This window comes from Lysinibacillus boronitolerans JCM 21713 = 10a = NBRC 103108 (assembly GCF_000772935.1).
GTDB lineage: Bacteria > Bacillota > Bacilli > Bacillales_A > Planococcaceae > Lysinibacillus > Lysinibacillus boronitolerans.
The window spans coordinates 81,482-107,317 of the sequence record NZ_JPVR01000067.1 but is presented as its reverse complement, the minus strand read 5'-3'; the positions used below and the strand labels follow the sequence as shown (position 1 = coordinate 107,317).

The following is a 25,836-nucleotide window of genomic DNA, read 5'->3' as shown; positions in this document are numbered from 1 at the left end:
GGTGTAAAGCTTTTAATTAAAGGTATAATCCGAGGCCACATGGATAAATAACAGGTGGTTTTTCCTTGTCTGCTATGGTTGAAGTTATATTTTCATTATAAAGTCCTGCCATTAAACCATATTACGTCAATTATGAATTGGTTGATTCGCCACCATCTACATGCAAGACTTGCCCTGTAACATGTCTCGAATCATCTGATGCTAAATAAACAAATGTAGGGGCGACTTCAAAGGGCTGAGCCATACGGTTAAATAAATTGGTTCCATGTAAGGCATTTTCATCAGAGGAGAAGCTAGAAGGTATAAGTGGTGTCCAAATACGACCAGGGGCTATCGCGTTCACACGAATCTGTTTTTTGGCAACGCTTTTTGCTAGGGAACGAGTCCAGCCTACGATTGCCGCCTTTGTAGCGGAATAATCGATGAGTAAAGGTTCTCCTGCATAAGCCACAACGGAGGCAGTGCCAATAATGGAGCTTCCTGCTCGTAAATAAGGGAGAGCGGCTTTTGTCGTATAGAAGTGAGCATATACATTTAATTTAAAGGTTTCATCAAACTGTTCATCCGTGATGTCTGTCAGCTCATTTTGCTGAAATTGAATCCCAACATGGTTACATAAAATATCCAATTGACCAAAAGTATTCATCGTTTCGGAAACAATGTCTACACATTGTTTTTTAAAGCGAAGATCCCCCGGGAGCAGCAGACATTTTTGTCCTAATTCTTCAACTCTTTTTTTCGTTCTTAGCGCATCTTCATGCTCGTCTAAATAAGCAATGGCCACATCGGCCTCTTCTTTCGCAAAGGCAATGGCAGCAGCCGCACCCATCCCGCTATCACCCCCAGTAATAAGCGCGACTTTTCCCTTTAATTTACCACTCCCTTTATAATGAGGATTTTCAATGATGGGCTTAGGGACCATTAAGCTTTCCAATCCCGGTTGGCGTAATTGTCTTTGTTCAGGTTGAGTAAGGGGCACTTCTTTATATTGTGTAATCTTCCCATAGACAGGATATTGCGGGTACGGATCTTCCTTTTTATTGTCCTCAAACCACTTTTGATAAAAGTGGATTTGTGCTAATAATTCACGATAGTCCTTGTCATTCGGATTAGTAATAACCAATCCCTCCTTTTCAACATATACTATGAAAGCTTAGCTTTTTGTGTTAAACATCCAAACAAGCAGTGAAGGAAACAGGGGGACTGAAAATGGAGGTTGAATTTTTCCCAGAAGTGACACGATTATTAGAAAATGAAGCGTCTACATTAGAGATCCATTATTTGAAAGACACCTGGTTAACACCAACGATTGGCGTAAGACCACCTTATTATAGCTACCCAATCTACGAGTCATATTATCCGATTTGGGCTAATGAATAACCTGTAAACGAGGAAGCCATCTGGTGTTGTTATTTTTTCAACATCCGATGGCTTCTTGTTGCAGCTAATTTGGGAGTTTTTTTATATTCTCACATGGTTTTGAAGATAATTATACATTTGATAAGGATGAAGTAGAGGATATTTCAAAATTAATCAATATCAATCTAACCTCTACTATTACATATATTCAGGCACTTTTACCTAACCTAAGACAAGCAAAGCAGGGAAAGGTTATTTTAATTGGATCTACAGCGGGCTTAGATCACACAAACAATGCACAAGTTTCTTTTGTCACATCTAAATTCGGCGTAAGGGGTATTACAAATGCACTGCGTGAACATTTAAGGAAAGATAAAATTTCTGTCACATGCATTAATCCTGGTGAACTGGCAGCAGAAGTACCCTATGAAGAGGGAGCGGAAAAAGCCATTCATTTATATGAAGGTACACGAATCCCGTACAAGACATTGTATCTCTTGTGCAATGTGTAATTAATCTATCAGCAGTTTCCTGTGTAAAAGAAATTAATGTCCCAGCCATAACAGATTTAAATGCATGATTACTCAGTGAACGCTACTCAATATTGAGTAGCGTCTTTTTATAAAAAGGATAAATGAATTCCTTCCCCTAGAAAAAATTTTCGCGATCCTCTCCCACATAACACTACAAGTAAGCACATATAAATAAAGGTAGTAAAAAAATCAACATCCTTTCATCGTCATAATTAAATACTAAAACACTTCCAGCCTATTAAATCTTAAGAAAATCTTCAGGTTCTACTAGGAAATATTTAAGATTCGCTATGTATAATTATAAAAAAAGGAAATTTACGAAACCATTTGAAGATTTAAAACGTATTGGTAGTAGGAGAGAATATTGAAGTAGGTGAAGATATGGCACATACGATTTACATAGTATTAACCAAAACAGGGACGTTATTATCAAAAGCGATCGGTATGTATACGGGTAAGGAGATGAATCATGCATCCATAGCCTTTGATGAGGGGCTATTTGAGATGTATAGCTTTGGTCGAAGGCAATTGAACAACCCGTTAAGTGGGGGCTTTTTACGAGAGGATGCAGAAAGAGGGCTATTTGAGTGTGCGGATTGTGTTATTTATCGCTGTCGTATATCTCATTATCAATATTTAGACATGATGAAAATTGTCCGTTATATGTACTGGAATAGAGATCGCTATAAATATAATTTTATCGGACTTTTTGGTGTGGTGATGCAAAAGGAAGTGAGACGTGAGCGTGCTTATTTTTGTTCCCAGTTTGTAGCGACGCTACTAAAGGTGGGAGGGCTAAAAATATATCAAAACCCAGCATTAATGACGCCTCATTGCCTAGCGCAATTACCGTATTTAGAGAAAGTATTTGCAGGGAAACTGGCAGATTATTTACAAACGGTTCGTGAGCCAGCTATGCTATATGGTTAATGAATAGATGCACTACCTGACGTTTAAATAGAAAAATAGACACTCACGCGACAATCTTCTCTTTTGCAAGAGGATTGTCTTTTTATCTTTCAGCAGAAAACGCCCTTCCTTATTAGTGGTGAGATGAATGTACAAGTTGTACTTTTTGATTCAATGGTGCCCCAATACTTTTCGAGCAAGCTGAGGCGTCATCAATATTAGTCATATTTACCCCATATAGAATGTCAATAAACCTAGTTGCTGGAAACTGGAAAATGAGTCCTATTCCTGTTAAAAGAGTCACCATAAAATTGCTATCATAAATAATAGATACGTACGTTCTACGAGTGAATATCAGCAAGGAGGATATGGAAATGAGTGATGAAATAGCAGCAGTTGGTTGGGATGCGATTGATCAGGCATTAGCACAGGTATATGGTGAGCAGGAGCCAAAGCATTATGGGACATTGATTCCCTATTCACTAGGAGGACAAGATCCCTTAGATGGAATTAGTGTTTATAAAAGTGAAACATCCATTCCACATTGGCATTTTGTTACATATGGCTTCTCGGAACTATATGAAAAGGAATTTGAAAACAAGGACTATAGTGGATATGGATTTGAATTAACATTTCGACTAGTACGTCAACTAGATGAGGACGAGCCACCTGCTTGGGCATTGAATTTACTACAGAATATGGGCAGATATGTGTTTAATAGTGGTAATGTTTTTAGAGCGGGAGATTATTTGGATGCAAATGGTCCAATTTGTCTCGATGCTGACACGCATTTAACTGCACTAGCCTTTACACATGATCCAGAGCTTGCTGAAATCGATACACCAAATGGCAAGATGGAGTTTATCCAAATGGTTGGTATTTCAGAGGATGAGTTAGAAGCGATGCAGACATGGAATACGCTTGGTGTACTACAGGCTGGCATTAGGCAAATACCAAGCTATACTACGGATTTAACAAGAACTTCTCTCTTACAAAATCCTGAAGTTGCAGAGGCAGTTGCGCGAGGAATGGAGGAAGATGGTTCGAATACAGGGTTTCTTTTCGTAGATCAACTCGCTTGGGAAGTAGAAAAAAAGGGCTGGTTTAACAAACCGTCTAATGTCGTTCAACTCGGGGTAAAGCAAGCAGATGTCATTAGTAAATTATTACGTGGACGCATTTTGAAAGATAAAGATCTTAGCTTAGTCGGTCAACAAATAACGATAATATTTAGAGCAGGCCCTCAGGTAGGTTATTCTGAGAATGGTCAAGAGATTACGATCACATTGAACAAGGCAGCGGTAGAAGAATTAAGTCAGAGGCTGATACCGCAAGAAAGTCAATTTACTATTTCTTCTTTAGCTGGTGTAAGCTTTCAAATTTTGAAGACACATATTAAAAATCAAGAAGGAGCGGTTGTGAAAACAATCGGATAAGATGAATCTCTCGCTAGCTTTAGCGGGAGATTTTTCTCTAACAATAGAAAGGGAGGTTTTACAGTGAAGCAGTGTGTAGAGCATTTTCTAGCGGCTGTGTGGGAGCAACTCACGGCTGTTTATCAACAAGAGAGTAAACGAATAACAGACCTAAAAGAGCAAAGTAGGTTACAAGCAGGCATCCTTCAATATTTGAAAGTCGCCTGGAAAAAAGGGAAAAGTCCTAATGGCACGATCTTTATAGATGTTTATGAGCCATTTAGTTGGAGTGATAGCTCCTATAAGGTGGGAGCGGGTTCATACATACAAGAATTTACAGATGTCCAGCAGATTGAAGAGCTTTTTAGCGCTCTATGTACTAAAGCAGAGGAAGTGTTTCAATCTGAGCAATACGGTCCCCGATTTTTTGATTACCGCTTTGAGGTCGTGCTTGAATTTGAGCATGATAAAACGGTGCTTCATTATCAAAAGGAGCTGTTGAATAATCGTAAACTGGCGTCTACGAAACAAGTGCTGGCAAGCTTTATAGAAACAAAGGTGATGGCAGAGCTACCAGTTAGGCCAAGTGACAATGATGAATTTTTCCTTGCGCAGCATTTGGTCAATCCACATTTTTTCCATCAAACAGCTGAGGAAGTCGAACCACTTATTCATCGGCTTCAAGAAAAGCATCGGGCGAATAAAGAACGTTTAGACAAATGGATTTATTATTATACAATGGCCTTTAAGCAGTGGGCAGAGGAGCATTTTTTAACGCACTATTTTGAACAAGCAGGCGATTATAGGAAAGAGTGGGTATTGAAAACAGAGGACTCGGTACAGCAACTAGAGCAGGAAAAACTAGATTTCTTTCTTTATGTCGCGTTGAAGATTGGTCAAAAAGAGCCAGCCACTCGATTAGAATACTTGGAACTTGCGAAGCAGCTTGGCTCGCAGCAGGCAGCTAATTATTTGGAAAAAGGAAGCGGTCGTTTTGAAAGTATAAGAAAGCGGGATGTATTCGAAGGACAGGCAAATGATATTTTACAAACGATTGATATACGAGTGATGGTAGAAGAGGAAAATGCTTATCGTGAAGCCCTTTACTATATCATTCAACTGTTAGAAGAAGGTTTTCCAACGGGCTATAAGCTGACTTTAAAGAGTAAAGCGAAAAATTATCTTCCTATTAAAAAGGTAGCAAAATCAAAGCTTCATCAATTTTTCGCCAATTGCCTACAATATCCAAATCTTTTCCCTTTATTAGCGGACTATGCCCAGCTCGCTATGGAGGAATTTGCTTGGTACCAGGATGTTGAGCCGAGCGAAAAATCAGCTATGCCCAGCACCTATGCGGTTTTTGGATTAGGGCTTTATAGTAAGGATTATTTTCCGCTTGTTCAACGATATATGTTACTCGTTGATACAGAGCATCAATCCGTGCAAGATGCTTATGCGGAAGCTTTTCTTGAAGCTCATGGCTTATCAGTAGAGAGGATGCCTGTGTTTGTAGCTATTTTACTTGGTGCAAGTGAATCAGCAAAGCCAATAAAGAACATTGACATCATGGATTTAGATTTGCTCGTGGCACTCGGACAAGAACTTGAAAAGAAAGCAGATTATCAGCGTCCATTTGTTTTATATCGAATATTTGGTAGTTCCAAGAAGCTTGCTCAGCGACTAAAGCAAGAATCAGCACCAATAAGGGATGAACTTGAGAAATTACTGCAATGGATGGATTCCTGAAGGGGGTAGACGAATGGAATGGACCGAAGTGAGTAAATCCAAGGATTTAGAGGTCGTTCGTGAGGCCATTAGTAAATTAGATGTAAATGAGCGAGATGCACGTGGGAGAACACCATTAATGCTTTTTATAACAAATCGAATGCCACATGAAGGAATCAAGCTTCTTTTGGCACAGCATATAGACTTGGAGGCGCGAGATAAGCTTGGTGATACAGCACTTAAAAAAGCGGTAAAGTTTAAGCAGAAAGAAGTGATTTCTTTACTACTTGCAAAGGGTGTAAATTTATCTGAGCCAGAGGGGATTACCGCTACAGCTTGGTTTGCAGCAAGGGAGCATGCAAGAATAGCTGATTTATTGGTAGATACACCAGGTGCAATCCGTCTAACTTTGAATGCAGAAGAACAACAGCAAGCTGATGCCATTTTATACGAGGATTCTCTCAATACAATGTGCCAGCGCATAAGCAAGGTATCATCAGCTGTTATTTTACATGCCATTGTCAATAGCTATAACTGGGATGATGGCCCCGAGCCCATGCTCACAGCATTAGCTAATCCAGTTTGTGCCCCTATTACCATGATAGACATGTTTGAGCTAATGGAAGGAGAATATTGGCTAGCACTAACAGAGGAAGAGATAGCGAGTTCCGATTGGAAGCGACCATGGAAAGAGATGGCACTAACCTTACAAGAAAAATTAAAGTGCTAGCTAGCGAGGAGAGAGTAATGGACCAAAAAGCAAAGAAAATATTAATGCAAACCTATTGGCAATCTGGTGGATGGCGTTCAGGTGGTTATACCTATACAGAAGTAGATTTTCAATATGCTAAAAGTAAGGGCTTGATGTTTGATCGATTAACGATTTCCCATGATGAATGTGTACAAAGATTGCAACAGCTTCATGAAAAATACTTAACAAAGGAGCTTGTGGTAAAGGCATTTTTGCATAGCTTATCGACGCGCAAAGTTCATTTACGCAGCGCCTTATCGAGCTGGGCTCTTACGCAGGATTTACCGAAGCATACGTATTACGAACAACCTGTAGCATTGGTCTCCTATAGTGGCTGTGGCTACTGTAACGAGCGGAAAATCATGTCCAATGCTACATATGTCAATGAGGATTTAAATGTGCTAAATTTTGAACGCATCAAGTGGGGAGGGGTTCGTCTCAATTGGCTCGTCTATTGTTTACTAGACCTAGAATGCCTAGTGAAAGAACAAGAGGCATTGAATGTAAGTGAGGAAGACGTAGCCATCTTAAAACAGATGGTAACAGCAATAGAATCCTGTAACGACACAGATGCAGCTAGACAGCTAGAAAAGCGCTGGAAAGATGTTTTCAAGTCCAATCAACATGAACGAGATGTGGTCATGGAAATCTGGGGTTATGCGGGACTACTCGTATCAAAGGATGATTATCGCAAGGAGCGTGGACGTGGAACTGATTTTATGTCAATGGCGACTTGGAGAGGACAGGATGGCTATTCACAGGAAAAGATGAAGTTTTACTTTGGCTCCTACCTATAAAAAGGAGCAGTTATCGATCAAAAGATGGACCAAAGGATGCTGAGGATTATTGGTATAGCGAAGGAATTTTAAGAGCGCATACCATAATGGACTGCTGCCATGGTCATGCACTAATAATGTACAGATTTTACTTTTACCAGAGCTTTACTAGAATAAAAAAGAGAGGTGCAGTGAGATGGGTGCTTGGGGATACAAAGCATTGGAAAGTGATGAAGGTTTAGATGTGGTGGCGTTTTTACAGGAGTTTATGGAACAGCATAAGGAATCCAATCAGCTACCATTATCGGGTATTGTACAGGCAATGAAACAGCAAGGCTTTTTTGGTAAAACATTGGAGGATATAGATTTTTTCTACGATATGAGTGCCCTGGCTTTGGCAGAGCTTTATAGTCAATATTTGAATACTGGAACCATTTATGGTCAAGAAAGTAAGGATAGACAAATACAATGGGTAGTAGATGAAAGCTCTTTGACATTTATATTGCGGTATTTACAGGACATTCGAGATGAAGTACCTGATCAACATGGTAGTAGAGAGATTGTAGAATTATGGCAAGAGTCCAAGAGTTGGCCTGAATGGCAGTCCAACTTAGCCTATCTTATTCAAACCGTGGAACAAGCGATTAACCGTTTGCCACAATTAAAATAGATGGAGTGATTGGAAGTGACCTATGATTTTTGGATAATGGCTTCAATCATGGAGTTGGTTGAATACCCAGATGAGACAAGCGATGACTATATAGCACATCCAACTTTACAGACGATCATGAATGTGCTTGAAATCCAAGTACCGATAGCAGAGATTTACGAACGTTATTTTGGTCAATCCATTCATACGGGACATGTTTTGGTATTTGCGAATAAGCAGCAGCCACATGTCTGTGTGGTACTTGATACTTATCGAGATCCGCTCGATCAACTGGATTTAATTCAATTTGGCTGGAGAGTGAACACGAAAGATGTTCACCTAGTAAGACAGCTAACACGAAAACTGTTTGATAATTGTGAGGAGGGGATTCGCTATGAGGAAGGTCAATCCATTCTCTATCAGGTATTACAAGAGCAACGCTATCCTCGAAAATTTTACTATGAGACATTATATGAACAACAGATGAAGAAATTTTGGGTATAACAGCATCAAAAGGATTCGAAACACTTTCTAAAAAGTGTACGAATCCTTTTGCTAGAACTTATACAAAGAAAAAGCTGAATAGAGATAGCGCAATCGAAATGATCACGATAGGTCCAATCATTTTCATATGTCGTTTTCGTGCCATTACAACAATCGCTACATATTCACGAATCATCGCATTAGGCCAATAATAAAAGGCTGTCTTAGAGCCAATGCCCTGACTATCTAAGCCTGCGAGTCTTGCATAAATACCCGCACGAAAAAGATGAAAATTATTCGTGGTGAAAATACTGTTGTAGGCTTCACCCTGCTTCCGATCATCCATGAGCTGCTTAGAAAATAACATATTTTCATAGGTATTCACGGAGCGGTTCTCCTGGAGTGTATGCTCAATGGGAATACCTTTTTCAATTGCATATCGTTGCATCGCTTCAGCTTCGGGTAGATTTTCATCAGGACCTTGTCCACCAGAGAAAATAATGGTAGGCGGAGTGGTCACTGCTGCTTGCTTATGATAGAAATCAATTGCCTTTTGAATTCTACTAGCTAAAAGTGGAGGCACCTTATCATTAATTAATCCACTGCCTAGCACAATAATAAAATCTTGATTCAATCGAGGGCGATTGAATTGGTAGAGAAAATAAGCAGATAAAAAATTGGATAGATGGATAAAAAAATAAAACGTAATGAGTGAAATTCCACCAAAAATGGGCTGGAGGTGGACTGAAAACAAACTTGCTGGATTGATAATGGGTAATAGGATAAAAAGTAAAATGCCAATCGCCACAAGTAATGTTAAGGAATTGGCTAAACGTCTACCTTCTCGCTTCATTAATACTCTCGCATTTAAAAATAAACCAAACATTAAAGCAACAATACCAAAAGGAATTAAGATGAAAAGGGCAATCAGTGGAATAATGACAATAAGCCTTAAAAAGTAATGGTCAGATGCTAAAGATAGCATGACGCAGAATAGCAGAAATGAACAGATAAATAGATTAAATAATAGTCCGTTGATCATTTTTCTTGGGTCTTTGAAGTAAGAAATAAGAAAAACGATGAAAAGAATCAGTGGAATAATGCCAAAATACATACAAAATGCACCTCTAGTGATGGAGTTGGTTAATGATATCTTTATATTATAAGTAATTATTGGATGAAATCAACCATCGATGAAAAAGTGGAGAGGGCGCATCTAGAAGCTCCCTCTATTTTTTGTGTGTACGATGATAGGTTTTATTGAGGTAATGAATATATTGGGTGCGGGTCAAGCCACCCGTTTGGCGATTAAAGTCATCGTAGGAGATATCTTCTGGAAAACTAAATTCAGCGAATGCCCGCTGACGATCTTCGCGGAAGTGTGGATGATCTAGCGACTCTGTTACAATTCCTTCCTCTTGCTTCAACCAATCACTGGCAACGCCTGCATAGACACCATGATTGGTAAAACGGCTAGCTGTTTGATAGGAGGTAGAAGGTGCAGGTTTACTAATTGTTCCTGTTCCCCAGGATAAACGGTATCGAGGCTCTTTCCCATAGTTTAGTGTCACGCCATAGCCCATTGGAAATACAATATCGGATTCTGTTAACATTTTATGGCCAATCTTTTCATAGCATCCTCGCATAAAATGGTCATCCATCACAATATGTGTTTGAGGGGCCAATGGAGCAGATATGATTTCCTCAAGAGAAGGCAGGCGCTCTGTCGTTGTCAACAAATAGGGCCGTACAAACAATGGCATTGTCATTACATTATGCCAAATACTATCTTCTCCAAATAGATGATCCTTTTGCATTTGACGTAAGTCGCCAATGACAAGCACATAGCCATCTACAAATAAATCGATTTCTACACGAAAAATATCACCTGGTACCGTCTTATAGCGTAGACTTTTCATTTTAGTTAGCTTTTCTAGCTTGTCTGTGTAATCTGCAGGTAGCTGGGAGGGAAATTGCTGTAACCAATTCAAGAGAGCCGACTTAGTCGTTAAATGCTCAAAGCCTGTTAATGGTAGCTGATAATATGTTTTAGTGTTACGAGCTGTGATATAGCTAGATGGATGGTTTTCATTACCTAGACCAGCAGAAAAAACAACGCCTGCAGCTTTCACAGCGGAGATATTGGTGTAATTCAATTTCTTTTCTTTTCCACGCGCGGTTTGAGGGACGATGACTTCACGCTTACGCGTTAAAATGTCGACATCCGCTTCTTGGTAGCTATGCTCATTCACGAAAATTCTTTTTTTAATGAGATCACCTTCAAGGCAAATAAAATAATCCTCTCGAATCTGAATTGTTTCCCAATGTGCTTCTAAAGTATGTAGGCCGAAATAGGGGCGCAATGAATTGGTTAACCAACTAGTAAATGGTGTCAATCGGATTTCCTCCTAGCTATTGTTTTGTATTTTGGTCAAGTATACTGAATTTGATGGGTGTCGAAAATAGCTTAGATGGAAAATAGTTACTTTTATGCAGTGATAATAATTGCTTTTGGAGCAGATGCCTACCTTTTTCTTCAGGCTATAGAACTGCTATAATGACAGACAGAGGTGATGAATATGCATATTGTGACAATAGAAGGCATACCCTATGCTTGGCTTGAACAATTACAGGAAATCCACGCACACGTTTTTGATGGAGCTAATTTGCCACTCGAAAAGCTAGAAAAGAAAGAAGGCCTTCTTTGCATATTGGCAGTGGAAGGTGACACATTGATCGGCTTTAAATTAGGCTACCCACATCCAGATGGTATTTTTTATAGTTGGTTGGGTGGCGTCCAAGTAGCATATCGAGGTCAGGGAATTGCAAGTCAATTAATGAAACAACAGCATGAACATATCAAGACTTTAGGCTTTCACAAAGTTCGTACATATGGAAGAAATACATTCAAAGCCATGCTCATTACCAACCTCAAGCATGGTTTCGATATACTTTCAACATTTATTGATGAAAAAGGCAGACATAAAATTATATTTGAAAAAACAATTGGTTAAGGAGTTTTATACATGAAAGCATATTTAGCAAATGGGTTATTTTCGTTAGGCGATCGTTTTGTAAATGAACAATTGGCAGCAGCTATTCGTGAGGCAGTTCCAGGCATCGCATTATACGTACCTCAGGAGAATGAGGCCATCAATGATAAATCTGCCTATGCAGATAGCTTAGCGATTGCCCAAGCAGATTTAGAGATGCTCCAAAGTAGCGATGTTCTGATAGCTGTATTAGATGGGGTGGAAATTGATTCAGGCGTTGCCGCAGAGATAGGTGCATTTTCTATGCTGAATCGTCCCATTATTGGTGTGCTAACAGATGTTCGTCAACAGGGGCGGGACAATATGCAAAAAATAGAGGCACTGATCCGAGATGGGCTAGAGAATCAGTTTGTTTATCGTAATTTATTTGTTGTGGGGTTAATTAAACGCAATGGCGTGATTACATCTTCTATTGAAGAGGCTGTGGAAGCCATACAAAAACTACAAAACGGGGAGGCATCATGATGCTATTAGCTACATCAGACATTGTGGCAGGAAAAGATATCACGGAAACATTAGGGCTGGTGAAAGGGAATTCTGTTCAATCTAGAAATATTGGTCGTGACATGATAGCAGGACTTCGCAATATTGTAGGTGGAGAAATGAAGGAGTATGCGGAAATGCTTGTGCGCTCTCGTGAAATTGCCACAGAGGCAATGGTAGAGGAAGCCAAACAATTAGGGGCAGATGCAGTTGTAGGCGTTCGTTATGCTACTTCATCTGTCATGGATGGTACATCCGAAGTATTGGTATATGGAACAGCTGTAAAATTCAAATAAAAGAGTAGAAGGACTTTCATTCATTCAATGGAAGTCCTTTTTCAATGGTTAAAAAGTGACACATTCAACTAAAATGTTGTAAAATTTTAGTTAATTATGTCAAAAATACGGTCTATTGTGCTGCTTGAATGGTGATTTTTTATAGGATGCGTATAGTACAAATTATACCAATAAAGTAGAAGTTTTTCTTGATTCAGCAGAAAACGCTCATATGGAGCTTTTCGAGCAAGCTGGACGCAATTATGCTGAGGCGTAATTGATAGCAGGAAGGCTATTTATGTCCAATGTATTGCGAGCTGGGCATGATAGAAGAAAGAGTGGGATATATGGTAGATTCACAACAAGGCAAAGGCTATCGCATTCTATCGATGTTTGATCGATTGATGGATGGTCAAGGAATCAACAAGAAGCAAGAAGCATTGACACATCAGGTTGGTGAAAAAACCATACAACGGGATATCGATGAAATTCGTACATATCTAGAAAAGGCTAAGCTAGATTACCATTTACAATATGTGCGTACAGAAAAAGTGTATAAATTAATAAATACAAAAAACAATCGTTTATCTAAAGAACAGGTACTAGTCATCGTTAAAATACTGATTGCCTCAAAAGCTCTCGTAAAATCGGATATCGGTGAGATCGTTAATCAACTTCTCTCACGTGTAGCAGAGGATCAACTGTTATTAAATGAAAAAATTGTATATGAAGATATCCATCAGAACAAGTCATTATTGTCCTTGATATGGGGAATTTCAACAGCCATTCAAAAGAGAAAGGTCATTACCATTGATTATTTACAGGAGGGTGAAGCTATTCCAACTGCAAAAATTTTAAAGCCGCTCGCTGTTATCTTTTCAACACATTATTTTTATTTAATAGGAGATAATCAAGACACCCCAACTGTTTACAGAATGGATCGTATTCAGCATTTTCGTGAAATGGCTATCAATTTTGAAGCTCCATCTGTCCATCCATTACAAGTAGAGGACGCTAATGACCTTACTCATATACGGATTCTCTATAAAGGCCGTTCTCCTCAAATAGTCTACAGTCGTTTCCCAACAGCCCACCTTGTTTCACAAAACGATCATGAATATGTTTTTGAGGCAAAAGTGTTAGCATATGGCATGAAAGAATGGTTGTTAAGTCAAGGAGCCGATATGGAGGTATTAGAGCCAATTGAACTGAGAGAAGAGATCATTGAGACCTTACAAGCTATGCAGCAAAATTATCGTTACATATAAAAACCCATGCGTACATGCACGGGTTTTTACGCTTACTGAAACAATTGCTTAATGAATGTCATATCGATATCCTTAGTGAGCTTATAATCTTTCATGTAATTTTCCTCATATAAATAAACGAATAAATGCTGGTCATCATCTAAACGCAAGCCAATTTCTCTGTTGTCATTAATCGATAGTGTTAGCCAATAAGCTTCATTAGAATCGGAATTAGAAAACCACACTTTTTTTAAAGGTAGGTCCTTGAATGGCTGGATAATTTGATCGATCTCTGCTGCATCATTAATAATCACTGTTTTTTCATCTGAGGAACGAATAATTTCAATCTCATGAATTTCCTCCAGGTCGAGACGTTCTGTTACCTCTGTTGTAAAATCAGTGTCTCGTGTTAACAGCATTGTCGAGATATACAGAATAAGTAGTGGTAGTACAATGCCTAGAAATAGTTTGTATCTTTTTTTCATGCTCGTCTCCTTAAATTCTAAAAATTCACACATATGTATTCTTTTCCACGCTATAATTGAGCATATACTGAAATGATGAAGGAAGGCAATTAAATGACACATAATCATGAAGAAAAAGAACTATTTTACCCAAGTGGAATCATCATGTATCGAGGTGGCGTCAAAAAGAATGATTTCGGTCACGATATTTATGACGGCAAAGGCTCGTTATTTGATCAAGAGGGAGAATTATTATTCGAGGGTGAATTCGTCAATCATATGAAGCAAGGCAATGGCATTATGTATTTGAAAGGACAACTCATTTATCAGGGTGAATTCATTCAAAATAAGAAACAGGGTCATGGCATTTTATATAAGGATGGTCATATCCATTATGAAGGTCATTTTCGCAATGATTTAATGGACGGCTATGGTGTTTTATATTATGAAGAAGAAGTAATTAGGCCTTATCAAACACTGCGAGCACAGTACCCACATTTAAATCAACCACAGTATGAGGGTGACTTTGTCCACGGCATGAAAAAGGGAAAAGGCAAGCAATACTATCCAAATGGATTTTTACAATATGAGGGTGATTTTATCTGGCATCATATGCAAGGGGCTGGCAAGCTGTATTATCCTACGGAATCACCAACAGCTGAGGAGCTTGCACGTGGCGTAACTACACTCTACTATGAAGGTCATTTCTTTGAGGACCTAAAGCATGGTAAAGGCAAAGTATATGCTAGAGATGGAATTCTAGAAGCGGAAGGGCAATTTAAAGAGGATATGATGACAGGGCAAGGAACGCTCTATTATGCCAATGGGCAAGCTTCCTATATTGGTGACCTCGTTCAAGGCAAAAAACATGGACGAGGCGATTATTTTAATGAAGAAGGCAAAATTATTTATAGTGGTGAATTTATCAACGATGAGCGGTTACGCATTACACCTGAAGTCGAGCAAGAGATTGCCAAGCTACAAAAACAATTAGATAGTCTTGTAGGTCTTCCGAATGCAAAGAAGGAATTACATAATTTAATAAACTTTATTAAAATTCAAAGTCTGCGTGTGGATCATGGCTTAACAAGCTTTCCTATTACGTATCATCTTGTCTTCTCGGGCAATCCAGGCACAGGTAAAACAACCGTGGCACGCATTATTGGCCAAATCTACAAGCATCTTGGTGTTCTTTCAAGTGGGCATTTTGTGGAAACAGATCGTGCAGGATTGGTCGCTGGCTATGTTGGACAAACAGCGTTAAAGGTTCAGGAAGTCGTTAACAAAGCAAAGGGCGGGGTACTTTTTATTGATGAAGCCTATTCATTAATAAATGATAAGCAGGATGCATTTGGGAAGGAAGCGATTGATAGTTTATTAAAGGCAATGGAGGATCTACGTGATGACTTGGTAATTATTGTTGCCGGCTATACAGAGCTAATAGAAGAATTTTTACAATCCAATCCAGGCTTTAAATCTCGCTTTAATCATTTTGTACAATTTGATAATTTTAGCACGGATGAACTTTATGATATTTTTGCGATGCTTTGTCAAACGAACGATTATCAATTTGGCGAAGCATTTGCCCAACATATGAAAACACAGCTACGTCATATGCCGATTGAAACCATCCCTAATTTCTCGAATGGGCGTTATATTCGAAACTTGTTTGAAAAACTAGTGACGATCCAATCAAACCGATTGATTCAACAGGCAACAATCTCTAGAGAAGAACTTATGACATTTGAGGAGCAAGATATTTTACAGGGCATTGCAGAAAAGTTGTTTGACAATACTTTTTAAGACGAGGAGTAAATTCATGAAAAAGCTATTAGTGTTTATTTTAGTGTGTGCATGTATTTTACCACGACTAGTAACAGTTCATGTTACAGTAAATAATCATATTAATGTACGCCATAAAAACGATAAAAGTGGATGAGTGATGTATAAAGTGGTAATATACGACAAAACATACGCTATCGTATTTTTTGGAGGGCAATCATGCAAGTAACGAAAGAGGATTGGATTAGAGCGGGTCTAGAGCAATTAGCAGAAGCGGGGATCCATAAAGTACGCATTGAAGCACTTGCTCGATCATTAAACATTAGTAAAGGTAGCTTTTACCATTATTTTCGTGATCGTCAACAACTATTAGATGCAATGCTAGACTATTGGGAAAACCATGCAACAAAGGCCATCATTCAAAATATGGAGCAAGTTGATGCTACTTTAGAGCAGCTTTTACGGATAAGTTTTCACAAAAATAAAAAAATGGAGATAGGCATTTATGCTTGGGCCAAATATGATTCAGATGTCGCAGCGCGTATTGTTCAAATAGAGGAACAGCGAATAGCCTGTGTGGCGACGCTCTATCAAAAAAATGGGATAAGCATAGACGAATCCACTGATCGTGCAAGATTGGCTTATTTAACCTATATAGGCTGGATGACACGATTTGATGCCAATCCTCATTTCGATCTCGAAAAAATGATTAAGCTGTTAATACAATAAGAAGGTCTCTCAGAGCTGACATAAGCTTTGAGGGACTATATTTAACGCCAAAACATACGATAGCGTATGGAATTGTGAAGAGGAGGTAGTACATGTTTATTATATCAATTGTCGCAGTGGGACTATTATGGCTTATTAGTTTCCTACATATTTATTGGGCCTTTGGTGGTCGATGGGGTACAGAAGCTGTTATTCCTATGAAAGAAGGCAGCCACCAAGCCGTTTTTACGCCTAGGAAATGGGGAACGTTCTTTGTTGCAATGCTGGTGCTGCTAGCAAGTGGTATCATCCTTGTTCAAGGAGGCTTCATGCCATTTTTTCAAGCCTCTATTTATTCAAAAGTAGGAAGCATCGTTTGTGCGCTAGTATTTTTGCTACGAGCAATTGGTGATTTTAAATATGTTGGTATTTTTAAAACGATTAAGCATTCCAAGTTTGCTCAAAATGATTCAAAATGGTATAGTCCTTTATGCTTGTTTCTTAGCTTTGTTTATGTGCTGGTGTTAGTTTAACAGCAATTTTACTTTAACAGGGGAGCAGTATGGGGGGAAATAATATGGAGCAAATGATCTACTTACTTCGTCATGGTGAGACGACTTATAATACGCAAGGGAGATATCAGGGACAGCTTGATTCCCCACTCACTGAGCGTGGTCGGGAGCAGGTTCAGCAAAATGCACGCATGCTGAAGTCACTCATTGGTGATGTAGATGACTGGACCATCCTATCAAGTCCAATGGGAAGAGCTATGCAAAGTACAGCCATACTTTGTGAAACACTTGGCTATGACGGCAACAGGGTGAGGCAGGATCCACGTTTAACAGAGGTTGCTGTGGGACAATGGGCTGGTTTAACCATGGCGGAAATACAGCAAAAATGGCCTACCTTGTTAACGAACACGGATGCCTTCAATTGGTATTTTCGTGCACCAGATGGGGAAACCTACGAAGCTGTTGTAAGCAGATTAACGGCTTTACTTGAAACGATTCAACCACTTTCAAAAGTGATTGTTGTCTCGCATGGCTTGACTGGTCGTATTTTACGCGGCGTCTATGCGAGTCTAAGCAAAGAAGAGACGCTCAAGTTAGAGGTTTCTCAAGATGTAATATTCAAATTAACAAATAAAGAGATTAAAAGAATTAGTTCAAATGTTGATGATGATTTTTACCTGTGAAAATATTTGAGCACATCCCATTTTTCTCAAGGAATATTCAGAAATGCCGCCTCTTATAATGTGTAGGAGGCGTTTTTTATGAAAAAATGGATGTTATTTGGCTGTATTTGTATCATGGTTTTCTTATTTTATTTTACAAGCAAAACATATGAATTCACGCATCTAGAACTGCCATCATTACATAGTCAAAATGCTTTGTTACTCAATGAACAGGGCGATGTATTATACGAAAAAAATGCGGATGCTATTATTTATCCTGCATCCTTAACAAAGATCATGACAGCGATCGTTGCCATAGAGATGACAGATAATTTACAAACACAAACCATTGTAGAGCCCCAAACGATTGCGAACTATACGGCACAAAATGCTTCGATGGCAGGCTTTCAAGCAGGAGATTTTGTCACGATGGAGGATTTATTGTACGGCACACTCCTTGCCTCAGGTGCCGATGCAACAGGAACACTTGCAGATGCTGTCGCTGGCAGTGAGGACAAATTTGTCACGTTGATGAATAACAAGGCGCAAGAACTAGGCATGCATGACACACATTTTGTTAATACCAGTGGTCTACATGATGAGGCTCATGTATCCAGCGTGCGGGATATTAGCAAGCTTCTGCAATATGCATTAGAAAATCCTATCTTTTATCAAATATTTACCTCAAAAAGCTACACAACCTATGTTCCCAATCAATTAATCATCACAAACTCATTATTTACAAAATTACCGGGTCTAGACAGTCCGATAATAGGTGGAAAAACAGGGTATACCCCAGAAGCAGGACTGTGTCTAGCGTCCATAATCGAGAAAGAAGGGAAATCATTTTTATTCATTACAACCAATGCTCCTAGCTATCTATGGAACCCACCCCCACATATTGAAGATGCCCTAACTGCCTTCGAAGCTTTATAGGAGGAAAATTAATGAAAAAACCTCAACTTTTTCATGGTTTCCAGCGTCTTAATAGAAAGGGGGATATTTAAAGGACGGTGGTGGGTAACAGCCGTCAAATACGAGATTAAGGTGATGAACCGCTCCAAATAAGGAGAAAGCCGCTCACCTAAGTCGGTAGTACCCTCTATTCTTCGGAACAGCATGAAGATGATCAATTCTTAAAATAGGAGCTAACAAAAAATCTCCAAGATAAGCCACCATCATTTTATTATCATAATCTCTGCATAGTTTCGTAGAAAAAAGGGAAGGAGGAATGTATAAGTATTTACTAAAATAAAAATGTAGCAACATCGTAATAGGGAATCTAGTTGATTATTACTATTTTATGGCAGAGTTGTTTACTCTATAATGAAAGTTAAATCTTAGCAATTTTTTAGCAAACAGACATGGAAGACATCTAAGGGTGGTGTAGAACAATGAAAAAATATTTATCCTATGCAATCGTTTTGGCGTTTATGATGTGCATATTGGCTGGGCAACTTTCAGCAAGTGCAGAAGGGTCAGTGGTAATTCAAAAGGTAGTCAAGGATACGGTTATGTATGAAGAAGCTTCTACGAATAGCGCGGAGATCGGTGAACTAACAAAAGGAAGCTTTGTCTCAGTAACACAAGCAAGTAAAGGATGGACACATATTCAAACGCCAGAGCAGGAGGGCTATGTCACATCTGATGCTTTAGTCAAGTTGAAGTCTGAGGGATACCTGGTGAATCAAAAGGGTGGTACAACATTATTTACAGCCCCAAGTCAACATGCCCAGCATGTAGGACAGCTCTATGAGGGACGAATGATTTATGTGTATGGCACAGCACCTGGTGGTTGGTCTTTCGTTCAATATGGCGAGGAGATAGGGTATGTAGCGACAAACGCATTAAAAAAACCAGCTCCAACGAAGAAAAAAATTAATGCTGTTGCTGGTGCTGAATTACGTTTAACAGCTAGTCCAAACGGAGAAGTTCTTAGTACACTTCCCAATAAAACGACTGTCCAGTATTACATAACACTTGCTGGTTGGGCTTATGTAGAAGCAGGCGACCAAAAAGGGTATGTCAAAGCTTCTGAGCTAGCCGATATTCAGTTAATAGATAATAAAGTTTATAATAAAGGTGTACCAGTAGCGAAAGGCGCAAAAAAACGGGTAGCTTTAACATTTGATGATGGGCCTGATGCCAAGGTGACACCACAAATTTTGGCAACGTTAAAGAAATACGATGCCAAGGCTACATTCTTTATGGTAGGTAAAAATGTATCAAGAAATGCTGCAATCGTTAAACAAGTCTATGAAGCAGGACATGAAATCGGCAATCATACCTTGACCCATAAAAAATTAACGACTCTGTCAATAGCAGGCGTTAAACAAGAAGTCAATGGCACAAGTAATGCTATTTATGCAGCCATTGGGCAATATCCAACCGTTTTCCGTCCACCCTATGGGGCGACCAATGACCAAGTACGTTCTGTCATGACAATCCCCTCGATTTTGTGGTCGATCGATACACTAGATTGGAAACATCATAATCCAGATAAAATATTAGCGTATGTCAAAGCCTCTGTAAAAGATGGTAGTATTATTCTTATGCATGATATCCATCAAACAACAGCCAATGGTTTAGAAAATGTCATTCTTTATTTACAAAAGCAAGGCTATGAATTTGTTACAGTAAGTGAGATATTACAATAATAAGAAAGCTTTGCAATTGTCTACTCAAGACGACTGCAAAGCTCTTTTTTATTTAAATAAATTAATAGTTGTAATAATAATAGGAATACCAAATACATCGATTAAAAATGCGCCGACAATCGGTACAACAAGAAAGGCTTTTTTAGAAGGACCGAAGCGTTGCACAACGGCTGACATATTGGCCATGGCATTTGGTGTTGCGCCTAGACCATGTCCTGCAAAACCTGCTACCATGACAGCTGCATCATAGTTTTTGCCAAGTAATTTAAATAGCACAAAAATACTAAAGACAACAATAAAGAATACTTGCGCAAAAACAATGATAAATAATGGTAGTGCCAAATCAGCAATTTCCCATAACTTGATACTCATAAGTGCCATGGAAAGGAATACACCTAATGTGACATCTCCAATTAATGAGATGCTTTTCATATTAATGGCTTCAGGTTTGAATTTATCCATAATATTGCGTACTAAGACAGCCACAAACATAGCTCCTACATAGCCTGGCAGAACAAAACCTGTTGCTTCTGAGAATAGTGTGCCGACATACGTACCAACAGCCATACAGAAAGTAATTAATAAGACTTGTGTAAAGAACGAATCCGATGTAATTTGCTCATGTTTATTTTCATATTCGACTTCTTCCGATTCTTGTTCATCTGGTGTTAAATTATATTTACCTACTAAATATTTGACAATTGGACCACCAATTAAGCCACCAGCAATTAGACCACATGTTGCGGCTGCCGCACCAATTGTCATAGCTGAAGAAATCCCTAAATCTTCTAAGGTCTGGCCAAATGCCGCTGCAGCGCCATGACCACCCTCCATAGAAACGGCTCCTGCCATCATACCGATTAAAGGGTGGATCCCCATAAGTGAGGCCAGTGATACCCCAATGACATTTTGCATTAACGCTAGGAAGCCGCATGCTAGCCAGTAAATAATCAGTAATTTACCACCGAGCTTTACAAGTTTAAAGCTTGCACCTAAGCCAATTGTCGTAAAGAAAGTAATCATAAATAAGCTTTGCAAAGAAGTATCAAGTGATATTTCTAAAATACCCGTTGTTTTTAAGATGGTGGCAAGAGCAGCGAACAATAAACCACCAACAACTGGTGCTGGGATACAGAAACGCTTTAAAAAGCCGATTTTATTGATAAGAAAGCTTCCTAGTGCAAAGAGTGCTACAGCTAGGAATACCGTTGTAATTTGATTAATTTCGATCATGAACCTTGCCCCCTAAGTAAGTTGTTCAGTGCCTCATACACAAAATAAGCACCTAATTTCACTGTACGTCCGTTTTCATCTAATAACGGATTGACCTCACAAATATCAAATGAATGGGTGTGAGGGTGTGAAGTGACTTGTTGCAAAATAGAGCGCACAGTCGATGGGTCAAGCCCAAACGGTGAGGGAGCACTTACACCTGGAGCAAATGCGGCATTCAATACATCCATACATAATGTTAAAAGAATATAATCATGCTGATCCATAAAGTGTTGTAATGCATCCGTTAATTGTTGTTGGTAGGCTACCGTCATTTGATCCTCATAAACATACTTCACATTTAATGCATCAGCTTTTTCGAAAAGTTCTCTTGTATTGCCGTAGCGTTGAATACCAACAACAAAATAGTCAGCGTGTGGATCCTGCTCTAAAATTTGACGGAACATCGTACCTGACGAAGATTGTTCATCATATGGTCGTAAATCAAAGTGAGCATCTATATTGATGATGCCGATTTTAGCTTCCTTTGGTAGGGCAGAACGAACGCCTAAATAATGGCCATACAGCGTTTCATGCCCGCCACCTAGCACAACACATGATAAGTTTTTTTGCAGTACTGCTGCTACAACTTCACCAAGCTCACGCTGTGCCTCCTCTAAAGCATGGTTTAGACAAACGATATTGCCAACATCAATAATTTGCTGATCGTTCTCAAATGTCCACGGTAAACTTGCTAAGCCTTCTCGTAGCGCATTGGGACCATTTGCTGCCCCTACACGGCCTTGATTTCGACGTACCCCTTCATCGCAGATAAAACCAACGAGTGCAGCACTTTTCTTATCTGAAGCGCTTACATCATTAATCGCGACTCTTTTTACTTGTTGATGTAAACGAAAGCTGCTTTTATTTGTTGTTGAATCTATTCGGCCTTTCCATTGTTTTTGATCTGTCATTGTGTACATAAACGTATCAACCCCATTGTGAATATTATTGTAGAAAAAGTATTGTTGTAATTCATTATATATTCACATAATTATAATTACTAATATATAATTAATATTAATCTATAGCTTTTAATTATAAATACTGGAGGTATCTATAGGTGGACATTAAACAACTACACTACTTTATCGCTGTTTCAGAACAGATGAATTTCTCGAAAGCCGCTGAAAGACTGCATATTTCTCAGCCTTCCTTAAGTAATGCGATCAAAAAATTAGAACAAGAGATTGGCTCCCCGTTATTAGAAAGAAATACTAGAAATCTGCAATTAACAGAAGCTGGAGAATTACTTTTTGAACGAGCAAAAGTTATTGTGAAAAATATGGAAGTGTTGAAAATTGAAATGAATGAAGTGATTGTTCATGGTACAAGAGATATCACCATTGGGGTCATGGAATCGATCAAGCATTGGCTTCCGAAAGTAATTGCCAACTATAAAAAAGACTATCCTCAAATGAAATTTCATTTAGTCGATATTTTAGGCAGTAAGCGGGTGAAAAAATCCTTGAAAAGCTATAAAACGCATGTAATCATCACCAATCAGCTAATGGATGATCCAGAGTTGGAAGTTCAAACCTTATATGAAGAGCGGTTGGTTGCAGTGTTACCTTTACATCATCCGTTAGCCCAAAAGGATACTATAACCATCTCAGATATTTGTGAAGAACCATTTATTATTAGTACCGAGGGCTTTCAAACAAGACGAGATATCTTAACATCATTTGAACAGGCTGGTAAAAGCATCAATATTCAATTTGAAATTGAGCGTTTTGAAACGGCTGTATCGCTCGTACGAGAACATTTGGGTGTGACCATATTACCTGAAAATTACTTGCAAGGTCCGACTGCAAAGACGATTGTAAAAAAAGAAATTGAGGGCGTGAATTTAAATCGGCATGTTTATCTAGTGTACTTAAAAAACCGTCATTTACCATTAGCCATCCGACAATTATTGAAGGATATTTTACAGTTTTTTTGAAAATAAAACGATGTAAGTCCATAGTAATGAATTTTTCGTTTTGTTAGAAAATTCAAAAATAGAACATTGCTTTACTAGAAAAATAGCGGTAACATTTATTGTAAGAATGAAAATGAACATTCATTCATTTTACGAAGTTCAAGCAAAGGGGGTATCTTCCGATGAATTTTTCCTATAGTGAAAAAGTTGTGAAGTTACAGGACAAGCTGACGAATTTTATGGAGCAATACATTTATCCAAATGAGGCCGTTTATACTGCACAGGTCGAGGCAATGGAGGATCGTTGGGGAGCGATTCCACCTATTATGGAGGAGCTGAAGCAGAAGGCACAACAGGCAGGTTTGTGGAATTTATTTTTACCAGATAGTGAATATGGGGCAGGTTTAACCAACTTAGAATACGCTCCTTTATGTGAAATCATGGGACGCTCACTTCTGGCACCCGAAGTGTTTAACTGTAATGCACCTGACACAGGCAATATGGAAGTACTAGTACGTTATGGCTCGGCACAGCAAAAAAAGCAGTGGCTTGAACCATTACTACGAGGCGAAATAAGGTCGTGTTTTGCGATGACGGAGCCAGCCGTTGCATCCAGTGATGCTACAAATATTGAGGCGAGCATTGAACGAGATGGAGATGAATACATTTTAAATGGCCATAAATGGTGGACAACCGGTGCTGGGGATCCTCGCTGTAGAGTGGCTATTTTTATGGGCAAGCATAAAGATACAACGGCCCCTATCCATGAGCAGCAGTCTATGATTCTCGTACCGATGGATACACCAGGGGTAAAGGTGGAGCGTATGCTCACGGCTTTTGGCTATGATCATGCACCAGAGGGACATGGTGAGGTTACATTTACCAATGTGCGCGTACCAGTGGACAATATTTTATGGGGTGAAGGAAAAGGCTTTGCCATTGCACAAGGCAGACTAGGGCCAGGAAGAATTCATCACTGTATGCGTCTTATAGGTGCCGCAGAGCGTGCATTAGAGGAAATGTGTGTACGTGTGCAAGCGCGGCAGGCATTTCATCGACCATTAGCAGATCAAGGGGTAATGCGAGAGCGTATTGCAGAATCTAGGATGGATATTGAGCAAGCAAGACTTTTAACATTGAAGGCTGCTTATATGATGGACACGGTGGGCAACAAAGAGGCAAAAGCTGAAATTGCTATGATTAAGGTAGTTGCTCCAAATATGGCACTTAGAGTCATTGATCGAGCTATCCAAGCATTTGGTGCTGCTGGGGTAGGTCCTGATACAACGCTTGCTGCACAATGGGCGAATTCTCGTACATTACGTTTAGCGGATGGACCGGATGAGGTGCATCGTAATACCATTGCTAAACTAGAATTGAAAAAGCATGCCAACAAACAAAAGGAGCTGGTGAAATGACGGTCCTAGAGTTATTTAGCTTAAAAGGTAAAACAGCGATTGTGACAGGTGGTGGACGTGGACTCGGCGCACAAATTGCACAAGGATTTGCAGAGGCTGGAGCCAATGTGGTCTTGTGCTCACGAAAGGTGGAGGCATGTGAGGAGGTTGCAGCAGGGCTCGAAAAGCTTGGTGTTCAAACATTAGCGCTAGCCTGCGATGTCACAAAGCCAGAGGATATTGCCAATGTGGTAGCCCAAACGATTACAACATTTGGTAGAATTGATATTTTAGTCAATAACAGTGGTGCATCATGGGGAACACCAGCCATTGATATGCCTTACGAAGCCTGGCAAAAAGTATTTGATGTCAATGTCAATGGGACATTTTTATTCAGCCAAGCAGTTGGCAAAATTATGCTAGAGCAGAAAGGTGGCAAAATCATTAATATTGCTTCTATCGCAGGACTAGGTGGTACGCTACCAGCCTTTATGGATACGATTGCCTATAACGCGAGTAAAGGGGCTGTCATCACTTTAACGAAGGATTTAGCTGTCAAATGGGGACCACACGGTGTCAATGTCAATGCCATTGCCCCAGGGTTTTTCCCTACGAAAATGTCCAATGTTTTAATTGAACGTGGGCAAGACTATTTGATGGGTGTTACACCGCTAAAACGCTTAGGCTCAGAAAATGATTTGAAGGGCGTTGCATTATTTTTAGCAGCACCAGCTTCGGACTATGTAACAGGGGATGTCATTATAGTAGATGGGGGCATGAGCTCCATTATTTAAGGAGGGAAA

General features: G+C 39.3%; 27 protein-coding genes and 1 pseudogene. 22 read left to right on the top strand and 6 right to left on the bottom strand.

The annotated features are described in order from the left end of the window. Positions 1 to 130: 130 nt before the first annotated feature. Entirely contained in the window at positions 131 to 1,117 is a 987-nt protein-coding gene (locus CD31_RS07110) for an SDR family oxidoreductase (protein ID WP_036076497.1), read from the bottom strand. Positions 1,118 to 1,209: 92 nt separating this feature from the next. Here CD31_RS07110 and CD31_RS23505 point away from each other — a divergent pair, with 92 nt between their 5' ends. The 9 genes and pseudogenes from CD31_RS23505 (at position 1,210) to CD31_RS07075 (ending at position 8,621) form a co-directional block, all read left to right on the top strand. Then, positions 1,210 to 1,380: a hypothetical protein gene (locus CD31_RS23505; RefSeq protein ID WP_167334361.1), complete on the top strand. Its 171-nt coding sequence runs from the start codon at positions 1,210 to 1,212 to the stop codon at positions 1,378 to 1,380. A gap of 95 nt (positions 1,381 to 1,475) precedes the next feature. Next, positions 1,476 to 1,939: pseudogene (locus tag CD31_RS22920) on the top strand (SDR family oxidoreductase); the annotation flags it as partial. 334 nt (positions 1,940 to 2,273) lie between these two features. Beyond that, positions 2,274 to 2,822, top strand: a complete 549-nt coding sequence (locus CD31_RS07105; RefSeq protein WP_036076496.1) for a hypothetical protein — start codon at positions 2,274 to 2,276, stop codon at positions 2,820 to 2,822. Positions 2,823 to 3,175: 353 nt separating this feature from the next. After that, positions 3,176 to 4,237, top strand: a complete 1,062-nt coding sequence (locus tag CD31_RS07100; RefSeq protein WP_036076470.1) for a suppressor of fused domain protein — start codon at positions 3,176 to 3,178, stop codon at positions 4,235 to 4,237. Positions 4,238 to 4,300: 63 nt separating this feature from the next. Next, positions 4,301 to 5,962: a DUF6138 family protein gene (locus CD31_RS07095; RefSeq protein ID WP_036076469.1), complete on the top strand. Its 1,662-nt coding sequence runs from the start codon at positions 4,301 to 4,303 to the stop codon at positions 5,960 to 5,962. 13 nt (positions 5,963 to 5,975) lie between these two features. After that, complete coding sequence (locus CD31_RS07090) at positions 5,976 to 6,671, top strand: DUF4274 domain-containing protein (RefSeq protein WP_036076466.1); 696 nt, start codon at positions 5,976 to 5,978, stop codon at positions 6,669 to 6,671. Between the two features lie 17 nt (positions 6,672 to 6,688). Continuing rightward, complete coding sequence (locus tag CD31_RS07085; protein WP_036076464.1) at positions 6,689 to 7,489, top strand: hypothetical protein; 801 nt, start codon at positions 6,689 to 6,691, stop codon at positions 7,487 to 7,489. Between the two features lie 175 nt (positions 7,490 to 7,664). Beyond that, the gene (locus CD31_RS07080; protein WP_036076463.1) at positions 7,665 to 8,138 is read left to right on the top strand and encodes a DUF4259 domain-containing protein; all 474 of its coding nucleotides are present in this window, start codon (positions 7,665 to 7,667) and stop codon (positions 8,136 to 8,138) included. A 15-nt stretch (positions 8,139 to 8,153) separates the two neighbouring features. Further along, positions 8,154 to 8,621: a hypothetical protein gene (locus CD31_RS07075; protein WP_036076461.1), complete on the top strand. Its 468-nt coding sequence runs from the start codon at positions 8,154 to 8,156 to the stop codon at positions 8,619 to 8,621. A 58-nt stretch (positions 8,622 to 8,679) separates the two neighbouring features. Here CD31_RS07075 and CD31_RS07070 read toward each other — a convergent pair whose 3' ends face one another. Then, a complete protein-coding gene (locus CD31_RS07070) occupies positions 8,680 to 9,714 on the bottom strand; it encodes a YdcF family protein (RefSeq protein WP_036076459.1) in 1,035 nt (344 codons plus the stop codon). Between the two features lie 115 nt (positions 9,715 to 9,829). Then, on the bottom strand, positions 9,830 to 10,996 hold the full coding sequence (locus tag CD31_RS07065; RefSeq protein ID WP_036076457.1) for an immunity 26/phosphotriesterase HocA family protein: 1,167 nt from the start codon (positions 10,994 to 10,996) through the stop codon (positions 9,830 to 9,832). Positions 10,997 to 11,179: 183 nt separating this feature from the next. Between CD31_RS07065 and CD31_RS23290 the strand changes: the two genes are divergently transcribed. The 4 genes from CD31_RS23290 to CD31_RS07045 all read left to right on the top strand — a co-directional run bounded on the left by CD31_RS23290 (position 11,180) and on the right by CD31_RS07045 (position 13,679). After that, positions 11,180 to 11,614, top strand: coding sequence for a GNAT family N-acetyltransferase (locus CD31_RS23290; protein WP_036076456.1), 435 nt, complete (start codon positions 11,180 to 11,182; stop codon positions 11,612 to 11,614). Positions 11,615 to 11,626: 12 nt separating this feature from the next. Then, positions 11,627 to 12,118 carry a nucleoside 2-deoxyribosyltransferase gene (locus CD31_RS23285; RefSeq protein ID WP_036076455.1) on the top strand — a complete coding sequence of 164 codons (492 nt, stop codon included), beginning with the start codon at positions 11,627 to 11,629 and terminating at the stop codon, positions 12,116 to 12,118. Next, positions 12,118 to 12,432, top strand: a complete 315-nt coding sequence (locus CD31_RS07050) for a YbjQ family protein (RefSeq protein ID WP_016993283.1) — start codon at positions 12,118 to 12,120, stop codon at positions 12,430 to 12,432. The genes CD31_RS23285 and CD31_RS07050 overlap by 1 nt, the downstream gene beginning before the upstream one ends. A gap of 326 nt (positions 12,433 to 12,758) precedes the next feature. Continuing rightward, positions 12,759 to 13,679, top strand: coding sequence for a helix-turn-helix transcriptional regulator (locus CD31_RS07045; protein ID WP_244905064.1), 921 nt, complete (start codon positions 12,759 to 12,761; stop codon positions 13,677 to 13,679). Positions 13,680 to 13,711: 32 nt separating this feature from the next. Here the strand turns inward: CD31_RS07045 and CD31_RS07040 are convergent, their stop codons facing one another. Next, positions 13,712 to 14,143 carry a hypothetical protein gene (locus CD31_RS07040; RefSeq protein ID WP_036076453.1) on the bottom strand — a complete coding sequence of 144 codons (432 nt, stop codon included), beginning with the start codon at positions 14,141 to 14,143 and terminating at the stop codon, positions 13,712 to 13,714. A 93-nt stretch (positions 14,144 to 14,236) separates the two neighbouring features. Here CD31_RS07040 and CD31_RS07035 point away from each other — a divergent pair, with 93 nt between their 5' ends. The 6 genes from CD31_RS07035 to CD31_RS07010 all read left to right on the top strand — a co-directional run bounded on the left by CD31_RS07035 (position 14,237) and on the right by CD31_RS07010 (position 20,443). Continuing rightward, entirely contained in the window at positions 14,237 to 15,925 is a 1,689-nt protein-coding gene (locus CD31_RS07035; RefSeq protein WP_036076452.1) for an AAA family ATPase, read from the top strand. Between the two features lie 198 nt (positions 15,926 to 16,123). Next, the gene (locus CD31_RS07030) at positions 16,124 to 16,633 is read left to right on the top strand and encodes a TetR/AcrR family transcriptional regulator (protein WP_016993288.1); all 510 of its coding nucleotides are present in this window, start codon (positions 16,124 to 16,126) and stop codon (positions 16,631 to 16,633) included. A 92-nt stretch (positions 16,634 to 16,725) separates the two neighbouring features. After that, a complete protein-coding gene (locus tag CD31_RS07025) occupies positions 16,726 to 17,145 on the top strand; it encodes a DUF3995 domain-containing protein (RefSeq protein WP_036076451.1) in 420 nt (139 codons plus the stop codon). 44 nt (positions 17,146 to 17,189) lie between these two features. Next, positions 17,190 to 17,807: a histidine phosphatase family protein gene (locus CD31_RS07020; protein ID WP_036076450.1), complete on the top strand. Its 618-nt coding sequence runs from the start codon at positions 17,190 to 17,192 to the stop codon at positions 17,805 to 17,807. A 78-nt stretch (positions 17,808 to 17,885) separates the two neighbouring features. Further along, positions 17,886 to 18,722, top strand: a complete 837-nt coding sequence (locus CD31_RS07015) for a D-alanyl-D-alanine carboxypeptidase family protein (RefSeq protein WP_036076449.1) — start codon at positions 17,886 to 17,888, stop codon at positions 18,720 to 18,722. Positions 18,723 to 19,180: 458 nt separating this feature from the next. Beyond that, positions 19,181 to 20,443 carry a polysaccharide deacetylase family protein gene (locus CD31_RS07010; protein ID WP_036076448.1) on the top strand — a complete coding sequence of 421 codons (1,263 nt, stop codon included), beginning with the start codon at positions 19,181 to 19,183 and terminating at the stop codon, positions 20,441 to 20,443. Positions 20,444 to 20,491: 48 nt separating this feature from the next. On the opposite strand, the gene gltS is transcribed toward CD31_RS07010, so the two are convergent. After that, positions 20,492 to 21,676 carry a sodium/glutamate symporter gene (gltS, locus tag CD31_RS07005; RefSeq protein ID WP_036076447.1) on the bottom strand — a complete coding sequence of 395 codons (1,185 nt, stop codon included), beginning with the start codon at positions 21,674 to 21,676 and terminating at the stop codon, positions 20,492 to 20,494. Further along, positions 21,673 to 22,638, bottom strand: coding sequence for a formimidoylglutamase (hutG, locus tag CD31_RS07000; protein ID WP_036076446.1), 966 nt, complete (start codon positions 22,636 to 22,638; stop codon positions 21,673 to 21,675). The genes gltS and hutG overlap by 4 nt, the downstream gene beginning before the upstream one ends. Before the next feature lie 140 nt (positions 22,639 to 22,778). Between hutG and CD31_RS06995 the strand changes: the two genes are divergently transcribed. The 3 genes from CD31_RS06995 (at position 22,779) to CD31_RS06985 (ending at position 25,827) form a co-directional block, all read left to right on the top strand. After that, positions 22,779 to 23,657: a LysR family transcriptional regulator gene (locus tag CD31_RS06995; RefSeq protein WP_036076445.1), complete on the top strand. Its 879-nt coding sequence runs from the start codon at positions 22,779 to 22,781 to the stop codon at positions 23,655 to 23,657. Positions 23,658 to 23,818: 161 nt separating this feature from the next. Continuing rightward, positions 23,819 to 25,054 carry an acyl-CoA dehydrogenase family protein gene (locus CD31_RS06990; protein WP_036076444.1) on the top strand — a complete coding sequence of 412 codons (1,236 nt, stop codon included), beginning with the start codon at positions 23,819 to 23,821 and terminating at the stop codon, positions 25,052 to 25,054. Further along, a complete protein-coding gene (locus CD31_RS06985; RefSeq protein WP_036076443.1) occupies positions 25,051 to 25,827 on the top strand; it encodes an SDR family oxidoreductase in 777 nt (258 codons plus the stop codon). The genes CD31_RS06990 and CD31_RS06985 overlap by 4 nt, the downstream gene beginning before the upstream one ends. Positions 25,828 to 25,836 lie beyond the last annotated feature (9 nt).

Excerpts from the sequence above, each read along its gene's own strand:
- CD31_RS23505 (WP_167334361.1), top strand. The coding sequence starts at position 1,210 with ATGGAGGTTGAATTTTTCCCAGAAGTGACACGATTATTAGAAAATGAA.
- CD31_RS07105 (WP_036076496.1), top strand. The coding sequence starts at position 2,274 with ATGGCACATACGATTTACATAGTATTAACCAAAACAGGGACGTTATTA.
- CD31_RS07100 (WP_036076470.1), top strand. The coding sequence starts at position 3,176 with ATGAGTGATGAAATAGCAGCAGTTGGTTGGGATGCGATTGATCAGGCA.
- CD31_RS07090 (WP_036076466.1), top strand. The coding sequence starts at position 5,976 with ATGGAATGGACCGAAGTGAGTAAATCCAAGGATTTAGAGGTCGTTCGT.
- CD31_RS07085 (WP_036076464.1), top strand. The coding sequence starts at position 6,689 with ATGGACCAAAAAGCAAAGAAAATATTAATGCAAACCTATTGGCAATCT.
- CD31_RS07080 (WP_036076463.1), top strand. The coding sequence starts at position 7,665 with ATGGGTGCTTGGGGATACAAAGCATTGGAAAGTGATGAAGGTTTAGAT.
- CD31_RS07070 (WP_036076459.1), bottom strand. The coding sequence starts at position 9,714 with ATGTATTTTGGCATTATTCCACTGATTCTTTTCATCGTTTTTCTTATT.
- CD31_RS23290 (WP_036076456.1), top strand. The coding sequence starts at position 11,180 with ATGCATATTGTGACAATAGAAGGCATACCCTATGCTTGGCTTGAACAA.
- CD31_RS23285 (WP_036076455.1), top strand. The coding sequence starts at position 11,627 with ATGAAAGCATATTTAGCAAATGGGTTATTTTCGTTAGGCGATCGTTTT.
- CD31_RS07050 (WP_016993283.1), top strand. The coding sequence starts at position 12,118 with ATGCTATTAGCTACATCAGACATTGTGGCAGGAAAAGATATCACGGAA.
- CD31_RS07045 (WP_244905064.1), top strand. The coding sequence starts at position 12,759 with ATGGTAGATTCACAACAAGGCAAAGGCTATCGCATTCTATCGATGTTT.
- CD31_RS07040 (WP_036076453.1), bottom strand. The coding sequence starts at position 14,143 with ATGAAAAAAAGATACAAACTATTTCTAGGCATTGTACTACCACTACTT.
- CD31_RS07035 (WP_036076452.1), top strand. The coding sequence starts at position 14,237 with ATGACACATAATCATGAAGAAAAAGAACTATTTTACCCAAGTGGAATC.
- CD31_RS07030 (WP_016993288.1), top strand. The coding sequence starts at position 16,124 with ATGCAAGTAACGAAAGAGGATTGGATTAGAGCGGGTCTAGAGCAATTA.
- CD31_RS07025 (WP_036076451.1), top strand. The coding sequence starts at position 16,726 with ATGTTTATTATATCAATTGTCGCAGTGGGACTATTATGGCTTATTAGT.
- CD31_RS07020 (WP_036076450.1), top strand. The coding sequence starts at position 17,190 with ATGGAGCAAATGATCTACTTACTTCGTCATGGTGAGACGACTTATAAT.
- CD31_RS07015 (WP_036076449.1), top strand. The coding sequence starts at position 17,886 with ATGAAAAAATGGATGTTATTTGGCTGTATTTGTATCATGGTTTTCTTA.
- CD31_RS07010 (WP_036076448.1), top strand. The coding sequence starts at position 19,181 with ATGAAAAAATATTTATCCTATGCAATCGTTTTGGCGTTTATGATGTGC.
- gltS (WP_036076447.1), bottom strand. The coding sequence starts at position 21,676 with ATGATCGAAATTAATCAAATTACAACGGTATTCCTAGCTGTAGCACTC.
- hutG (WP_036076446.1), bottom strand. The coding sequence starts at position 22,638 with ATGTACACAATGACAGATCAAAAACAATGGAAAGGCCGAATAGATTCA.
- CD31_RS06990 (WP_036076444.1), top strand. The coding sequence starts at position 23,819 with ATGAATTTTTCCTATAGTGAAAAAGTTGTGAAGTTACAGGACAAGCTG.
- CD31_RS06985 (WP_036076443.1), top strand. The coding sequence starts at position 25,051 with ATGACGGTCCTAGAGTTATTTAGCTTAAAAGGTAAAACAGCGATTGTG.